This window comes from Bacillus sp. PK6-013 (genome assembly GCF_054161445.1).
The window spans coordinates 4,138,046-4,153,715 of the sequence record NZ_CP096417.1 but is presented as its reverse complement, the minus strand read 5'-3'; the positions used below and the strand labels follow the sequence as shown (position 1 = coordinate 4,153,715).

Below are 15,670 nucleotides of genomic sequence, written 5' to 3'. Positions count from 1 at the left end.
GATGATAATATAACCAAGGTGCTCAATTTAAACCTGTTACTTTGGAGGATATATGATGTCTTATGATAAAGTATCACAGGCTCAATCTATTATTATCGGTACGAAGCAGACAGTCAAAGCGCTGAAGCGCAATTCTGTTAAGGAAGTCGTCGTAGCAAAAGACGCTGATCCTTTTCTGACGTCAGATGTTATTAACCTGGCAAATGAACAAGGGATTCCCGTCTCAATGGCAGAGTCCATGAAAAAGCTCGGCAAAGCCTGCGGAATTGAAGTCGGAGCTGCAGCTGTTGCCATTATTCAATAACGTACTCGTTGTTTTTGCTTTTATGCAAAGGCATTGTTTTTTGCTTTTAAATGAACCACCTGGGTATGTGGGTTATAAAACATGATGAAGGGAGGAATTACAAAATGCCTACAATTAATCAGCTAGTCCGCAAAGGACGCGTAAGCAAAGTTGAAAATTCTAAGTCTCCAGCACTTAACAAAGGATACAACAGCTTCAAGAAAGAGCACACTAACGTATCTTCACCACAAAAACGCGGAGTATGTACCCGTGTCGGTACAATGACACCGAAGAAGCCGAACTCGGCGCTTCGTAAATATGCCCGTGTTCGTTTAACTAACGGAATCGAGGTTACGGCCTACATTCCTGGTATCGGACACAACCTGCAAGAGCACAGTGTCGTATTGATCCGCGGTGGACGTGTAAAAGACTTACCGGGGGTACGCTACCACATCGTGCGTGGCGCGCTTGATACTGCCGGAGTTGAAAACCGTGCACAAGGCCGTTCTAAATACGGTACAAAACGTCCTAAGAAAAAATAATTCCGTTTAAATACAAATAAAAGGGTTTTTAAAAGCAAGGAGTTCTGGCAATGCTGTTAAGGGCATCAGGCTTTTCGCGCCTAGCGCTGGTTTGATCCCGGCAGCTGAACCGTGAAATCCCTCTGCTTACTGTAAACCCGTAACAAGAGAAGGGAGGATAATCAGATGCCACGTAAAGGTCCTGTAGCAAAAAGAGATGTTTTACCTGATCCGCTTTACAACTCTAAACTGGTTACTCGTTTGATCAACAAAATGATGATCGACGGTAAAAAAGGTAAAGCTCAAACAATCCTATACAAGTCATTCGATATTATTAAAGAACGTACCGGCAACGATGCAATGGAGGTTTTCGAACAAGCATTGAAGAACATTATGCCAGTGCTTGAAGTTAAAGCACGCCGTGTAGGTGGTGCAAACTACCAAGTACCTGTAGAGGTTCGTCCTGAACGCCGTACGACTCTTGGACTTCGCTGGTTAGTAAACTACGCTCGTCTTCGCGGAGAAAAAACGATGGAAGAGCGTTTAGCTAACGAAATCCTTGATGCAGCTAACAACACTGGTGCAGCTGTTAAGAAACGTGAAGATACTCATAAGATGGCTGAAGCAAACAAAGCGTTCGCTCACTATCGCTGGTAATCTCACACGACAAAATATTATTCCCTAAGAAGGAAGGAGAAAAGACCCAATGGCAAGAGAGTTCTCCTTAGAAAAAACTCGTAATATCGGAATCATGGCTCACATCGATGCCGGTAAAACGACAACAACTGAACGTATCTTGTTCTACACAGGCCGTATCCATAAAATTGGTGAAACTCATGAAGGGGCTTCCCAAATGGACTGGATGGAGCAGGAACAAGAACGCGGTATCACAATCACATCCGCTGCAACAACTGCACAGTGGAAAGGTTACCGCGTAAACATCATCGACACACCAGGACACGTAGACTTCACAGTTGAGGTTGAACGTTCCCTGCGCGTACTTGATGGTGCCGTTGCCGTTCTTGACGCACAATCAGGCGTTGAGCCGCAAACTGAAACAGTTTGGCGTCAGGCAACAACTTACGGAGTACCTCGTATCGTATTTGTCAACAAGATGGACAAAACGGGTGCGGACTTCCTTTACTCTGTAGGAACTCTTAAAGACCGTCTTGAGGCGAACGCTCACGCGATCCAATTACCGATTGGTGCCGAAGACAATTTCGAAGGGATCATCGACCTTGTAGAAAACGTTGCGTACTACTATGAAGATGATCTTGGAACACGCTCTGATGCGCGTGAAATCCCTGCCGAGTACAAAGACAAAGCTGAAGAGCTTCGCGCCAGCTTGATTGAAGCTGTTGCTGAGCTTGATGAAGAGCTTATGATGAAGTACTTGGAAGGCGAAGAAATCACAGTTGACGAGCTGAAAGCGGCAATCCGCAAAGGAACTTGTAACGTGGAGTTCTATCCGGTTCTTTGTGGATCAGCTTTCAAAAACAAAGGTGTTCAATTAGTGCTTGACGCAGTTCTTGACTACCTGCCAGCTCCAACTGACGTACCGGCAATCAAAGGTACTCTGCCTGATTCTGAGGAAGAGGTTACTCGTGAGTCTTCTGACGACGCACCTTTCTCAGCGCTTGCATTTAAAGTTATGACTGACCCTTACGTTGGTAAATTGACGTTCTTCCGTGTGTACTCAGGAACACTTGATTCCGGTTCATACGTAAGAAACTCAACAAAAGGCAAACGTGAGCGCGTCGGACGTATCCTGCAAATGCACGCCAACAGCCGTGAAGAAATCTCTACTGTGTACGCAGGGGATATCGCTGCTGCTGTAGGTTTGAAAGACACGACTACAGGGGACACGCTTTGCGACGAGAAAAACCTTGTTATTCTTGAATCTATGGAATTCCCTGAGCCTGTTATCCACGTTGCAATCGAGCCTAAATCTAAGGCTGACCAAGACAAAATGTCTACTGCACTGGCTAAATTGGCTGAAGAGGATCCAACATTCCGTGCGCATACTGACCCTGAAACAGGTCAAACGATTATCGGCGGTATGGGTGAGCTTCACCTTGATATCATCGTTGACCGTATGAAACGCGAATTTAAAGTTGAAGCCAACGTTGGTGCTCCTCAAGTTGCGTATCGTGAAACATTCCGTGCGAGCGCGCAAGTTGAAGGTAAATTCGTACGTCAGTCTGGTGGACGCGGACAGTTCGGACACGTTTGGATCGAATTCTCTCCAAACGAAGAAGGAAAAGGCTTTGAGTTCGAAAACGCAATTGTCGGTGGTGTCGTTCCTCGTGAATACATTCCGGCTGTTCAAGCAGGACTTGAAGATTCACTTCAAAACGGTGTAGTCGCAGGTTACCCTGTTATCGACATCAAAGCGAAATTGTTTGACGGTTCTTACCATGACGTCGACTCAAACGAAATGGCGTTTAAAATCGCTGCTTCAATGGCGCTTAAAAACGCGGCAAGCAAGTGTAACCCGGTTATTCTTGAGCCGATCTCCAAAGTTGAAGTCGTTATCCCAGAAGAATACATGGGAGACATCATGGGTGATATTACATCACGCCGCGGTCGCGTAGAAGGTATGGAAGGACGCGGAAACGCTCAAGTCGTTCGCGCGATGGTTCCACTTTCTGAAATGTTCGGTTACGCTACGGCTCTCCGTTCAAACACACAAGGACGCGGTACGTTCACAATGGTCTTTGACCATTACGAAGAAGTGCCTAAGAGCATTGCTGATGAGATCATCAAAAAAAATCAAGGTGAATAATTGATTTTGCCTCTTCATTAAAGTATAAATACTATTGTAAGATGAGAAAGTGAAACATCGCTTTCACTTTCTATCACTCTATATAACAAAAACTAACCTTTTTAAGGAGGATTTTCAGAATGGCTAAAGAAAAATTCGACCGTTCCAAATCACATGCCAACATTGGTACAATTGGACACGTTGACCATGGTAAAACTACATTAACAGCTGCTATCACAACTGTGCTTCATAAGAAATCTGGTAAAGGTACTGCTATGGCATACGACCAAATCGACGGTGCTCCAGAAGAGCGTGAGCGCGGTATCACAATCTCTACTGCACACGTTGAGTACGAAACAGAAACTCGTCACTATGCACACGTTGACTGCCCAGGACACGCTGACTATGTTAAAAACATGATCACTGGTGCTGCGCAAATGGACGGAGCGATCCTTGTTGTATCTGCTGCTGACGGTCCAATGCCACAAACTCGTGAGCACATCCTTCTTTCTCGTAACGTAGGTGTGCCTTACATCGTAGTATTCTTGAACAAATGCGACATGGTAGACGACGAAGAGCTTCTTGAGCTAGTTGAAATGGAAGTTCGCGATCTTCTTTCTGAGTATGAGTTCCCTGGTGACGATGTACCAGTTATCAAAGGTTCTGCACTTAAAGCTCTTGAAGGTGACGCTGAATACGAAGCTAAAATCTTCGAACTGATGGATGCAGTTGACGAATACATCCCAACTCCAGAGCGCGATACTGAAAAGCCATTCATGATGCCTGTTGAGGACGTATTCTCAATCACAGGTCGTGGAACAGTTGCTACTGGACGCGTAGAGCGCGGACAAGTTAAAGTCGGTGACGAAGTTGAAATCATCGGTCTTCAAGAAGAAAACAGCAAAACAACTGTTACAGGTGTTGAAATGTTCCGTAAGCTTCTTGACTATGCAGAAGCTGGAGACAACATCGGTGCACTTCTTCGCGGTGTATCTCGTGAAGATATCCAACGTGGTCAAGTACTTGCTAAACCAGGTACAATCACTCCACATAAAAAGTTCAAAGCTGAAGTTTACGTTCTTTCTAAAGAAGAGGGTGGACGTCACACTCCATTCTTCTCTAACTACCGTCCTCAGTTCTACTTCCGTACAACTGACGTAACGGGTATCATTCAGCTTCCAGAAGGCGTAGAAATGGTTATGCCTGGAGACAACATCGAAATGACTGTTGAATTGATTTCAACAATCGCGATCGAAGACGGAACTCGCTTCTCTATCCGTGAAGGCGGACGTACAGTTGGTTCTGGCGTAGTATCTTCTATCACTGAATAATACTTATAAAATAAAAAACGAGATCCGACCGGGTCTCGTTTTTTATTTGTCCTGAAGTCCTTGATTATCCTTGCTGGAATCTGTATAATAAAAAAAGTGTGCAAAAGCCGGTAATATTCAATATTACCTTGCATCATGCCTATAAATTTTGTATAATAGTGCATGTTGGTCTTTGACTGCGATGAAGTGAGAGGTTGCTGACACACCCGGCCGCTTTGCCATGGCAAGGTGATTCAGGTTTTTCTCACGGAGAATTGTCTAATGTAAGTAGGCGAAAAGGAGGGAAAATAATGGCAAAACAAAAAATTCGTATTCGTTTAAAAGCGTATGATCATAGAATCCTTGATCAATCTGCTGAGAAGATTGTTGAAACGGCTAAACGTTCCGGAGCCAGCGTTTCTGGTCCGATTCCGTTGCCAACTGAGAAATCAGTTTACACAATCCTTCGTGCGGTGCACAAATACAAAGATTCTCGTGAGCAATTCGAAATGCGTACACATAAACGTTTAATCGACATTGTGAACCCAACACCACAAACTGTCGATGCTCTAATGCGATTAGATTTACCATCTGGTGTCGATATCGAAATTAAACTTTAATCTAAAATATAGAATGATTTTTATAGGAGGTGTGACGAATGACCAAAGGAATCTTAGGAAGAAAAATTGGTATGACGCAAGTTTTCGCAGAAAACGGTGATCTTATTCCGGTAACTGTTATCGAAGCTGCTCCTAACGTTGTACTTCAGAAGAAAACTTCTGAAAACGACGGCTATGAAGCGATTCAGATCGGTTTTGACGACAAGCGTGAGAAGCTTGCCAACAAACCAGAAAAAGGACACGTTGCAAAAGCGGAAACTGCTCCTAAGCGCTTCGTTAAAGAATTACGCGGAGTGGATATGGATGCGTATGAAGTTGGTCAGGAAGTCAAAGTTGATATTTTCTCTAACGGAGAAGTCGTAGATGTAACAGGAACATCGAAAGGTAAAGGTTTCCAAGGTGCTATCAAACGCCACGGACAATCTCGCGGACCTATGTCTCACGGTTCACGCTACCATCGCCGTCCTGGTTCAATGGGACCGGTAGACCCTAACCGTGTATTCAAAGGAAAGCTGTTGCCTGGACGTATGGGCGGAGAGCAAATCACTGTTCAAAACCTTGAAATCGTAAAAGTGGATGCAGAGCGCAATCTTCTTTTAGTTAAAGGTAACGTTCCTGGTGCGAAAAAATCATTAGTCGCTGTTAAAAGCGCTGTTAAATCTAAATAATTCTCTTAGGAAAGGAGGAAATTGATCATGCCAAAAGTAGCTTTATATAACCAAAACGGTTCTACTGCTGGTGATATCGAATTAAACGACTCTGTATTTGGAATCGAGCCAAATGAGAGCGTAGTATTCGACGCTATTCTTATGCAAAGAGCTTCCTTACGTCAAGGAACTCATAAAGTAAAAAATCGTTCGGAAGTACGTGGCGGAGGTCGCAAACCTTGGCGTCAAAAAGGTACCGGCCGTGCTCGTCAGGGATCTATCCGTTCACCGCAATGGCGCGGAGGTGGTATCGTATTCGGTCCTACACCACGCAGCTATGCATATAAATTACCGAAAAAAGTTCGCCGCTTGGCTATCAAATCAGCATTGTCTTCTAAAGTGAATGACAACAACTTGATCGTTCTTGAAGATCTTAATCTTGATGCGGTTAAAACAAAAGAAATGGCAGCTATCCTTAAAGGTCTGTCTATCGAGAAGAAAGCTTTAATCGTAACTGCGGATGCAAACGAGACAGTTGAACTATCTGCTCGTAACCTTCCAGGAGTTACTGTTGTTGAAGCTAACGGAATCAACGTCCTCGATGTTGTCGGTCATGAGAAGCTTGTGATCACGAAAGCAGCGGTTGAAAAAGTAGAGGAGGTGCTTGCATAATGAAAGATCCTCGTGATGTTCTAAAGCGCCCCGTCATTACTGAACGTTCTGCTGATTTAATGACTGAGAAAAAATATACGTTTGAAGTAGACGTAAGAGCTAACAAAACAGAAGTGAAAGACGCTGTTGAGCAAATCTTTGGAGTGAAAGTTGAAAAAGTCAACATCATGAACTACAAAGGGAAATTCAAACGTGTCGGCCGCTACTCTGGTATGACAAACAAACGCAGAAAAGCGATTGTTAAGCTTACTGAAGACAGCAAAGAAATCGAAATTTTTGAAGCTTAATCACTTGTAAAAAGAAGGAGGGAAATTCAAAATGGCGATTAAAAAGTACAAACCGACCTCTAACGGACGTCGCGGCATGACTACGTCTGATTTCGCGGAAATCACGACAGATCAGCCGGAAAAATCCTTGCTTGCCCCGCTTCACAAAAAAGGCGGACGCAACAACCAAGGTAAATTAACTGTACGTCATCAAGGCGGCGGACATAAACGCCAATACCGTATTATCGACTTCAAACGCGATAAAGATGGTATACCTGGACGCGTTGCTACAGTTGAGTACGATCCAAACCGTTCAGCTAACATTGCTCTAATTAACTATGTAGACGGAGAAAAACGCTACATCCTGGCTCCTAAGGGCCTTCAAGTAGGAACTGAAATCATGTCAGGACCAGAAGCTGACATTAAAGTAGGTAACGCACTTCCACTGATCAACATCCCTGTTGGTACAGTCGTGCACAACATTGAATTGAAACCTGGAAAAGGCGGACAGCTTGTACGTTCAGCTGGTACATCTGCTCAAGTTCTTGGTAAAGAAGGAAAATACGTTCTTGTACGTCTGAACTCCGGTGAAGTTCGCATGATTCTTTCTGCTTGCCGTGCTTCTATCGGTCAAGTAGGTAACGAACAGCACGAACTGATCAACATCGGTAAAGCAGGACGTTCACGCTGGAAAGGCATCCGTCCTACAGTTCGCGGTTCTGTTATGAACCCTAACGATCACCCGCACGGTGGTGGTGAAGGACGCGCTCCGATCGGACGTAAATCACCTATGTCTCCATGGGGTAAACCAACTCTTGGATTCAAAACTCGTAAGAAAAAGAACAAATCAGATAAATTTATCGTACGTCGTCGTAAAAATAAATAACGGGGTTGTCTACGGTTCATATCGGACCGTAGTGCAATCACGAAGGGAGGTTCCAAAATGGCTCGCAGCTTAAAAAAAGGACCATTTGTCGATGATCATCTAATGACAAAAATCGAGAAATTAAATGAAGCGGATAAGAAACAAGTTGTGAAAACTTGGTCTCGCCGTTCTACTATTTTCCCGCAATTTATCGGTCACACAATCGCAGTCTATGATGGACGCAAACATGTGCCTGTTTACATCTCTGAAGATATGGTAGGTCACAAGTTGGGTGAATTCGCACCGACACGCACTTACAAAGGTCATGCTAGTGATGACAAAAAAACAAGACGCTAATGAGAGGAGGCTTTTAAATGCAACAAGCTAAAGCTGTCGCAAGAACAGTCCGTATTGCTCCTCGTAAGGCACGTCTAGTAATGGACCTGATTCGAGGCAAGCAAGTAGGTGAAGCAGTATCGATCTTAAACCTTACGCCAAAAGCTGCTTCCCCGATTATTGAAAAAGTTTTAAAATCTGCTATCGCTAACGCTGAGCACAACTACGAAATGGATGCAAACAACCTGGTTGTTACTCAAGCTTACGTGAACGAAGGCCCTACGTTGAAAAGATTCCGTCCGCGCGCTATGGGACGTGCAAGCCAAATCAACAAACGTACGAGCCACATTACTATTGTTGTATCAGAAAAGAAGGAGGGATAACTCGTGGGTCAAAAGGTAAATCCAGTCGGTCTTCGTATTGGTGTTATACGTGATTGGGAATCTAAGTGGTACGCTGGCAAAGATTACGCTGACTTCCTTCACGAAGATCTAAAAATCCGTGAATTTATTAATCAACGCCTGTCTGACGCTTCTGTTTCTAAAGTGGAAATCGAGCGTGCGGCAAACCGTGTAAATATTACGATCCACACAGCTAAGCCTGGTATGGTTATCGGTAAAGGCGGTTCTGAAGTCGAAGCGCTTCGCAAAGCCCTTAACAGCCTTACTGGCAAGCGTGTACACATTAACATTCTTGAAATCAAAAGAGCTGATCTTGATGCTCAGCTAGTTGCTGATAACATCGCTCGTCAATTGGAAAACCGTATCTCTTTCCGTCGTGCGCAAAAGCAACAAATCCAACGCACAATGCGCGCTGGTGCACAAGGAGTTAAAACAATGGTTTCCGGTCGTCTTGGCGGTGCAGACATCGCTCGTTCTGAATACTACAGTGAAGGAACTGTTCCATTGCACACACTTCGTGCAGACATCGACTATGCTACATCTGAAGCTGACACAACTTACGGCAAGCTTGGTGTAAAAGTCTGGATCTATCGTGGAGAGGTTCTTCCTACTAAGAAGAAAACTGAGGAAGGAGGAAAATAATATGTTAATGCCAAAACGCGTTAAATATCGCAGAGAGCATCGCGGAAAAATGCGCGGCCGTGCAAAAGGCGGCTCTGAAGTGCATTTCGGTGAATACGGCATCCAGGCTCAAGAAGCTTCTTGGATTACAAACCGTCAAATCGAAGCTGCGCGTATCGCAATGACTCGTTACATGAAACGTGGCGGTAAAGTTTGGATCAAAATTTTCCCTTCTAAGCCTTATACAGCTAAGCCTCTAGAGGTTCGGATGGGTTCCGGTAAAGGTGCTCCTGAAGGATGGGTAGCTGTTGTAAAACCGGGCAAAGTTTTATTTGAAATTTCTGGTGTGTCTGAGGAAGTCGCTCGTGAAGCTCTTCGTCTTGCATCTCACAAATTGCCAATTAAAACGAAGTTCGTAAAACGTGAAGAAATTGGTGGTGAATCAAATGAAAGCTAATGAAATTCGTGACCTTACCACTGCTGAAATTGAACAAAAAGTAAAGTCTCTTAAAGAAGAACTTTTCAATCTTCGCTTTCAATTAGCGACAGGACAACTTGAAAACACTGCTCGCATTCGTGAAGTGCGCAAGTCAATCGCGCGCATGAAAACTGTGATTCGGGAAAGAGAAATTGCTGCCAACAAATAATTCCGGAGGGAGGTTCTCTAAAACATGAGCGAACGCAATCAGCGCAAAGTCTACCAAGGACGTGTTGTTTCTGACAAAATGGATAAAACCATTACTGTTGTTGTAGAAACTTACAAAAAACATTCACTCTACGGTAAACGCGTAAAGTACTCTAAAAAATTCAAAGCACATGATGAAAATAACCAAGCTAAAATCGGAGACATCGTAAAGATCATGGAAACTCGTCCATTATCTGCGACTAAACGTTTTCGTCTAGTTGAAGTTGTCGAAGAAGCTGTTATTATCTAATAAAGTTCGGAAACCTTTTTCCGAAGGGAGGTAACAAATAATGATTCAACAAGAGACTCGTTTAAAAGTAGCTGATAACTCTGGTGCCCGTGAAGTATTAACAATCAAGGTGCTTGGTGGTTCTGGACGCAAAACAGCTAACATTGGTGATGTCATTGTTTGCACGGTTAAACAAGCAACACCAGGAGGCGTTGTCAAAAAAGGTGAGGTCGTAAGAGCTGTAATCGTACGTTCTAAGAGCGGCGCGCGCAGAAATGACGGATCTTACATCAAATTCGATGAAAATGCATGTGTTATCATCCGTGACGACAAAAGCCCGCGCGGAACTCGTATCTTCGGACCTGTAGCACGTGAACTTCGTGATAACAACTTCATGAAAATTGTTTCTCTAGCTCCAGAAGTACTTTAATGATATCAATGCCGGACTAAGGAGGTGCGATCAGGATGCATGTTAAAAAAGGCGATAAAGTAATGGTTATCTCTGGTAAAGACAAAGGGAAACAAGGTGTGATCCTTGCAGCTTTCCCTAAAAAAGACCGCGTAATCGTTGAGGGTGTCAACATGGTGAAGAAGCACTCAAAGCCGACTCAAGCTAACCCTCAAGGCGGAATTTTAAATCAAGAGGCGCCAATTCATGTGTCAAACGTAATGCCGCTCGATCCTAAAACAGGTGAAGTGACTCGCGTAGGATACAAAGTGGAAAATGGCAAAAAAGTTCGTATTGCAAAAAAATCTGGGCAAGTTCTAGATAACTAGTAATAAAGGAAGGGAGGTCTATCTCATGAACCGCCTTAAAGAAAAGTACAATAAAGACATTACACCTGCATTAATGAAAAAGTTCGAATACAAATCTGTGATGCAAGTGCCTAAAATTGAAAAAATCGTAATCAACATGGGTGTTGGTGACGCTGTTCAAAACGCTAAAGCTATCGATAGCGCTGTTGAAGAACTAACGTTTATCGCTGGTCAGAAACCTGTCGTTACTCGTGCGAAGAAATCTATTGCTGGATTCCGTCTTCGTGAAGGAATGCCAATCGGTGCGAAAGTAACTCTTCGCGGAGAGCGCATGTACGATTTCCTTGATAAACTAATTTCTGTTTCTTTACCACGTGTTCGTGACTTCCGCGGAATTTCAAAAAAATCTTTTGACGGTCGCGGAAACTACACACTAGGAATCAAAGAACAGCTGATCTTCCCTGAAATTGACTATGATAAGGTAACTAAAGTTCGCGGTATGGACATCGTTATCGTAACGACTGCCAACACTGATGAAGAAGCTCGTGAACTGTTAACTCAATTAGGTATGCCATTCCAGAAATAATCAATGAAAGGGAGGCGAAATCGTGGCTAAAAAGTCAATGATTGCGAAACAAAAACGCACACCGAAGTTTAAAGTACAAGAGTACACTCGCTGCGAACGCTGCGGCCGTCCGCACTCTGTTATTCGTAAATTTAAACTTTGCCGTATTTGTTTCCGTGAACTTGCATATAAAGGACAAATTCCTGGCGTTAAAAAAGCCAGCTGGTAATCCCCGTTTATGGGAAGGAGGTTATTAAATAATGGTTATGACAGATCCGATTGCAGATATGCTGACTCGAATTCGTAATGCAAACATGGTACGTCATGAGAAGCTCGAAATTCCTGCTTCGAAGTTGAAAAGAGAAATCGCTGAAATCTTGAAAAGAGAAGGTTTCATCCGTGACGTAGAATTCATTGAAGATAACAAGCAAGGTATCATCCGTGTTTTCTTGAAATACGGACAAAACAACGAGCGTGTCATCACTGGCCTTAAGAGAATCAGCAAACCAGGTCTGCGCGTTTACGCTAAGTCAAACGAAGTGCCTCGCGTACTGAACGGACTTGGAATCGCAATTCTTTCTACATCACAAGGTGTGTTAACAGATAAAGAAGCCCGCGCTAAACAGGCTGGCGGAGAAGTATTAGCATACGTTTGGTAAGAAGTTTAACATGAATGGAGGTGTTTGGTATGTCTCGTGTAGGTAAGAAGCTACTTGAGATTCCTTCAGGCGTTACAGTTACTCTGAACGACAACACTGTAACCGTGAAAGGACCAAAAGGAGAATTAACTCGTACGTTTCATCCTGATATGAAGATTAAAATTGAGGACAATGTACTTACTGTAGAGCGTCCTTCAGATAATAAAGAACACCGTGCGCTGCATGGCACAACTCGCAGCATCATCGGAAACATGGTTGAAGGTGTATCTAAAGGTTTTGAAAGAGGTTTGGAATTAGTCGGTGTCGGTTACCGTGCTTCTAAATCCGGAAACAAACTTGTTTTGAACGTTGGATACTCTCACCCTGTAGAAATCGTTCCTGAAAACGGAATTGAAATCGAAGTTCCATCTCAAACAAAAGTGGTTGTAAAAGGTACAGATAAAGAGCGTGTTGGAGCTACTGCTGCAAACATTCGCGCTGTACGTTCTCCAGAACCTTACAAAGGCAAAGGGATCCGCTATGAAGGAGAAATGGTTCGTCGTAAAGAAGGTAAATCTGCTAAGTAAAACCGCTTAATGTGAGAAAGGAGTGACCCAGATGATTACGAAAACAAGCAAGAATGCTGCACGTCTTAAAAGACACGGTCGTGTTCGCGCGAAGCTTTCAGGAACCCCTGAGAGACCTCGTCTAAATGTTTTCCGTTCAAACAAACATATTTACGCACAAGTGATCGATGACGTGAACGGTGTTACACTTGTGAGTGCATCAACTCTTGATAAAGACTTTAACGCTGAAAATGGCAGCGATACGTCTGCGGCTGCAAAAGTTGGCGAGCTTGTTGCAAAACGCGCTTCTGAAAAAGGTATCACAAATGTCGTGTTCGACCGTGGCGGTTACCTTTATCATGGACGTGTAAAAGCATTGGCTGATGCTGCACGCGAAGCTGGATTAGAATTTTAATAAAAGAAGGAGGGACATATGAATATGCGTCGTATTGACCCAAGCAAATTAGAGTTAGAAGAACGCTTAGTTACCGTTAACCGCGTAGCGAAAGTTGTTAAAGGTGGTCGTCGTTTCCGCTTCGCAGCTCTAGTCGTTGTCGGTGACAAAAACGGACACGTAGGATTCGGTACTGGTAAAGCACAAGAAGTACCAGAAGCGATCCGCAAAGCTGTTGAAGATGCGAAAAAGAATTTGATCGAAGTACCAATGGTTGGAACTACAATTCCACACGAAATCATCGGACGTTTCGGTGCAGGAAACATCTTGTTAAAACCTGCTTCTGAAGGTACGGGAGTTATCGCTGGAGGCCCAGTACGTGCGGTACTTGAGCTTGCAGGTGTAGCTGATATCCTTTCTAAGTCTTTAGGTTCTAACACACCGATCAACATGATCCGTGCAACAGTCCAAGGTTTAAGCGAGCTGAAACGCGCTGAGGACGTTGCGAAGCTTCGTGGAAAATCTGTAGAAGAACTGTTAGGATAAGGAGGGAACATTAATGGCTAAATTAGAAATTACCCTCAAACGCAGTGTAATCGGACGCCCGGAAGATCAGCGTATTACTGTAAGAACGCTCGGTTTAAAGAAAACAAACCAAACTGTCGTTCATGAAGACAACGCTGCAATCCGCGGTATGGTTAACAAAGTATCTCATTTAGTTTCTGTTAAAGAACTTTAAAAATAAACGATAGGCTAAGGAGGTGTCCAAATGAAACTTCATGAATTAAAGCCCGCAGAAGGTTCACGTAAAACGCGCAACCGCGTAGGTCGTGGTATTGGTTCTGGTAACGGTAAAACAGCAGGTAAAGGTCATAAAGGTCAAAACGCTCGTTCTGGCGGCGGTGTACGTCCTGGATTCGAGGGTGGACAAATGCCTTTGTTCCAACGTCTTCCTAAACGCGGTTTCACAAACATCAACCGCAAGGATTTCGCTGTAGTCAACCTAGACAAACTCAACAGCTTTGCAGAAGGGACGGAAGTTACTCCTGAACTTCTTTTAGAAACAGGTGTAATCAGCAAGTTGAAATCTGGAGTGAAAATTCTTGGCGACGGTCAATTAGAAAAGAAATTAACTGTTAAAGCCAATAAATTCTCCGCTTCTGCTAAACAAGCAATTGAGGCTGCTGGCGGTACAGCTGAGGTGATCTAACTTGTTTAAGACAATCTCCAATTTTATGCGTGTGAAGGATATTCGGAATAAGATTATCTTCACTCTTTTAATGCTTATCGTCTTTCGTCTCGGTTCGTTCATTCCTGTGCCGCATGTAAACACAGAAGTTTTAAAGGCACAGGATCAAATGAGCGTATTTGGGATTCTAAACACATTTGGCGGCGGTGCATTGTTCAACTTCTCCATTCTTGCAATGGGAATCATGCCTTACATCACAGCTTCAATCATCATTCAGCTCCTGCAGATGGATGTTGTGCCGAAGTTTACCGAATGGTCTAAGCAAGGAGAAGTTGGTCGCCGAAAACTAGCACAGTTCACAAGGTACTTCACAATCGTTCTTGGATTTATCCAGGCTTTAGGTATGTCTTACGGGTTTAACAACATGGCCGGCGGCGCGTTGATTACAAACCCTGGAGTCGGTACTTATTTGCTTATTGCGGTTGTACTAACTGCTGGAACTGCTTTTTTAATGTGGCTGGGAGAACAAATTACGTCTCATGGAGTTGGTAACGGAATATCCATTATCATCTTCGCCGGTATCGTTGCCGGCATTCCGCAGACGATTAATCAGATCTACGCTCAGCAGTTTGTAGATGCTGGAGATCAGTTATTCTTGCAAATCATAAAGGTTGTCGTTATATTGGTTGCGATTTTGGCGATTGTCGTTGGCGTTATTTTCATCCAACAGGCAGTTAGAAAAATTTCAATTCAATATGCGAAAGGTTCAGGCCGTTCACCGGTTCCTGGCGGCCAGTCTACACACTTGCCGCTGAAGGTTAACCCGGCGGGAGTTATTCCGGTTATCTTTGCAGTAGCATTTATCACCACTCCGCGGACCGTGGCAACATTTTTTGGTACCAATGACGTCACGAATTGGATTCAAAAAACGTTTGATTACACGCATCCGGTCGGAATGGGAGTTTATGCGGCGTTGATCATCGCCTTTACCTATTTCTATGCATTTGTGCAGGTAAACCCTGAGCAAATGGCCGATAATCTTAAAAAACAAGGTGGCTATATTCCGGGAGTTCGTCCAGGAAAAATGACTCAAGATAGAATTACGAGCATTTTGTATCGACTTACATTTGTAGGCTCCATATTCTTGGCCGTGATTGCCATTCTTCCTGTCTTGTTCGTTAATATTGCTGGGCTGCCTTCATCTGCACAAATTGGTGGAACAAGTTTGCTGATTGTCATCGGGGTTGCACTTGAAACAATGAAGCAGCTTGAAAGCCAGCTGGTAAAACGAAACTATCGTGGATTTATGAAGCACTAGAGGAAATGGGGCGCGCCCATTCCC

The 15,670-nt window shown here is 43.8% G+C and carries 27 protein-coding genes; all 27 read left to right on the top strand.

The window, feature by feature from the left end:
* Positions 1–55 precede the first annotated feature (55 nt).
* The 27 genes from M1E03_RS20915 (at position 56) to secY (ending at position 15,646) form a co-directional block, all read left to right on the top strand.
* A complete protein-coding gene (locus M1E03_RS20915; protein ID WP_023855916.1) occupies positions 56–304 on the top strand; it encodes a 50S ribosomal protein L7ae-like protein in 249 nt (82 codons plus the stop codon).
* Between the two features lie 104 nt (positions 305–408).
* Complete coding sequence (rpsL, locus tag M1E03_RS20910) at positions 409–825, top strand: 30S ribosomal protein S12 (RefSeq protein WP_020449855.1); 417 nt, start codon at positions 409–411, stop codon at positions 823–825.
* Between the two features lie 165 nt (positions 826–990).
* Positions 991–1,461 (top strand): 30S ribosomal protein S7, encoded by a 471-nt coding sequence (gene rpsG, locus M1E03_RS20905; protein WP_003178317.1) that lies wholly within the window; start codon positions 991–993, stop codon positions 1,459–1,461.
* A 49-nt stretch (positions 1,462–1,510) separates the two neighbouring features.
* A complete protein-coding gene (gene fusA / locus M1E03_RS20900) occupies positions 1,511–3,589 on the top strand; it encodes an elongation factor G (protein ID WP_023855914.1) in 2,079 nt (692 codons plus the stop codon).
* Between the two features lie 119 nt (positions 3,590–3,708).
* Positions 3,709–4,899, top strand: a complete 1,191-nt coding sequence (gene tuf, locus M1E03_RS20895; protein ID WP_023855913.1) for an elongation factor Tu — start codon at positions 3,709–3,711, stop codon at positions 4,897–4,899.
* A gap of 290 nt (positions 4,900–5,189) precedes the next feature.
* Complete coding sequence (gene rpsJ / locus M1E03_RS20890; RefSeq protein ID WP_003156464.1) at positions 5,190–5,498, top strand: 30S ribosomal protein S10; 309 nt, start codon at positions 5,190–5,192, stop codon at positions 5,496–5,498.
* A 38-nt stretch (positions 5,499–5,536) separates the two neighbouring features.
* A complete protein-coding gene (gene rplC / locus M1E03_RS20885; protein WP_020449858.1) occupies positions 5,537–6,166 on the top strand; it encodes a 50S ribosomal protein L3 in 630 nt (209 codons plus the stop codon).
* Between the two features lie 27 nt (positions 6,167–6,193).
* A complete protein-coding gene (rplD, locus tag M1E03_RS20880; protein ID WP_020449859.1) occupies positions 6,194–6,817 on the top strand; it encodes a 50S ribosomal protein L4 in 624 nt (207 codons plus the stop codon).
* Complete coding sequence (rplW, locus tag M1E03_RS20875; RefSeq protein WP_020449860.1) at positions 6,817–7,104, top strand: 50S ribosomal protein L23; 288 nt, start codon at positions 6,817–6,819, stop codon at positions 7,102–7,104. The genes rplD and rplW overlap by 1 nt, the downstream gene beginning before the upstream one ends.
* Before the next feature lie 31 nt (positions 7,105–7,135).
* Complete coding sequence (rplB, locus tag M1E03_RS20870; protein ID WP_020449861.1) at positions 7,136–7,969, top strand: 50S ribosomal protein L2; 834 nt, start codon at positions 7,136–7,138, stop codon at positions 7,967–7,969.
* 57 nt (positions 7,970–8,026) lie between these two features.
* Positions 8,027–8,305, top strand: a complete 279-nt coding sequence (rpsS, locus tag M1E03_RS20865) for a 30S ribosomal protein S19 (RefSeq protein ID WP_003178334.1) — start codon at positions 8,027–8,029, stop codon at positions 8,303–8,305.
* Positions 8,306–8,322: 17 nt separating this feature from the next.
* The gene (gene rplV / locus M1E03_RS20860) at positions 8,323–8,667 is read left to right on the top strand and encodes a 50S ribosomal protein L22 (RefSeq protein ID WP_020449862.1); all 345 of its coding nucleotides are present in this window, start codon (positions 8,323–8,325) and stop codon (positions 8,665–8,667) included.
* A 3-nt stretch (positions 8,668–8,670) separates the two neighbouring features.
* Positions 8,671–9,327 (top strand): 30S ribosomal protein S3, encoded by a 657-nt coding sequence (gene rpsC / locus M1E03_RS20855; protein ID WP_023855912.1) that lies wholly within the window; start codon positions 8,671–8,673, stop codon positions 9,325–9,327.
* 1 nt (position 9,328) lies between these two features.
* On the top strand, positions 9,329–9,763 hold the full coding sequence (rplP, locus tag M1E03_RS20850; protein ID WP_020449863.1) for a 50S ribosomal protein L16: 435 nt from the start codon (positions 9,329–9,331) through the stop codon (positions 9,761–9,763).
* Positions 9,753–9,953 (top strand): 50S ribosomal protein L29, encoded by a 201-nt coding sequence (gene rpmC, locus M1E03_RS20845; RefSeq protein ID WP_003178343.1) that lies wholly within the window; start codon positions 9,753–9,755, stop codon positions 9,951–9,953. Before rplP ends, rpmC begins: the two co-directional genes overlap by 11 nt.
* Positions 9,954–9,977: 24 nt before the next feature.
* Positions 9,978–10,241 carry a 30S ribosomal protein S17 gene (gene rpsQ / locus M1E03_RS20840; protein ID WP_003178345.1) on the top strand — a complete coding sequence of 88 codons (264 nt, stop codon included), beginning with the start codon at positions 9,978–9,980 and terminating at the stop codon, positions 10,239–10,241.
* A gap of 40 nt (positions 10,242–10,281) precedes the next feature.
* The gene (gene rplN / locus M1E03_RS20835) at positions 10,282–10,650 is read left to right on the top strand and encodes a 50S ribosomal protein L14 (protein ID WP_020449864.1); all 369 of its coding nucleotides are present in this window, start codon (positions 10,282–10,284) and stop codon (positions 10,648–10,650) included.
* A 35-nt stretch (positions 10,651–10,685) separates the two neighbouring features.
* Entirely contained in the window at positions 10,686–10,997 is a 312-nt protein-coding gene (rplX, locus tag M1E03_RS20830) for a 50S ribosomal protein L24 (protein WP_003178350.1), read from the top strand.
* A gap of 25 nt (positions 10,998–11,022) precedes the next feature.
* Positions 11,023–11,562 carry a 50S ribosomal protein L5 gene (rplE, locus tag M1E03_RS20825; RefSeq protein ID WP_020449865.1) on the top strand — a complete coding sequence of 180 codons (540 nt, stop codon included), beginning with the start codon at positions 11,023–11,025 and terminating at the stop codon, positions 11,560–11,562.
* Between the two features lie 22 nt (positions 11,563–11,584).
* Positions 11,585–11,770 (top strand): 30S ribosomal protein S14, encoded by a 186-nt coding sequence (rpsN, locus tag M1E03_RS20820; RefSeq protein WP_003178353.1) that lies wholly within the window; start codon positions 11,585–11,587, stop codon positions 11,768–11,770.
* A gap of 31 nt (positions 11,771–11,801) precedes the next feature.
* A complete protein-coding gene (gene rpsH / locus M1E03_RS20815) occupies positions 11,802–12,200 on the top strand; it encodes a 30S ribosomal protein S8 (protein WP_003178355.1) in 399 nt (132 codons plus the stop codon).
* A gap of 29 nt (positions 12,201–12,229) precedes the next feature.
* Entirely contained in the window at positions 12,230–12,766 is a 537-nt protein-coding gene (gene rplF, locus M1E03_RS20810) for a 50S ribosomal protein L6 (protein WP_003178356.1), read from the top strand.
* A gap of 31 nt (positions 12,767–12,797) precedes the next feature.
* Positions 12,798–13,160 (top strand): 50S ribosomal protein L18, encoded by a 363-nt coding sequence (gene rplR / locus M1E03_RS20805; RefSeq protein WP_020449866.1) that lies wholly within the window; start codon positions 12,798–12,800, stop codon positions 13,158–13,160.
* Positions 13,161–13,184: 24 nt separating this feature from the next.
* Positions 13,185–13,685: a 30S ribosomal protein S5 gene (rpsE, locus tag M1E03_RS20800; protein ID WP_023855910.1), complete on the top strand. Its 501-nt coding sequence runs from the start codon at positions 13,185–13,187 to the stop codon at positions 13,683–13,685.
* A gap of 13 nt (positions 13,686–13,698) precedes the next feature.
* Positions 13,699–13,878, top strand: a complete 180-nt coding sequence (rpmD, locus tag M1E03_RS20795; RefSeq protein WP_020449868.1) for a 50S ribosomal protein L30 — start codon at positions 13,699–13,701, stop codon at positions 13,876–13,878.
* 30 nt (positions 13,879–13,908) lie between these two features.
* Positions 13,909–14,349, top strand: coding sequence for a 50S ribosomal protein L15 (gene rplO / locus M1E03_RS20790; protein ID WP_020449869.1), 441 nt, complete (start codon positions 13,909–13,911; stop codon positions 14,347–14,349).
* 1 nt (position 14,350) lies between these two features.
* A complete protein-coding gene (gene secY, locus M1E03_RS20785; protein WP_020449870.1) occupies positions 14,351–15,646 on the top strand; it encodes a preprotein translocase subunit SecY in 1,296 nt (431 codons plus the stop codon).
* Positions 15,647–15,670: the final 24 nt, after the last annotated feature.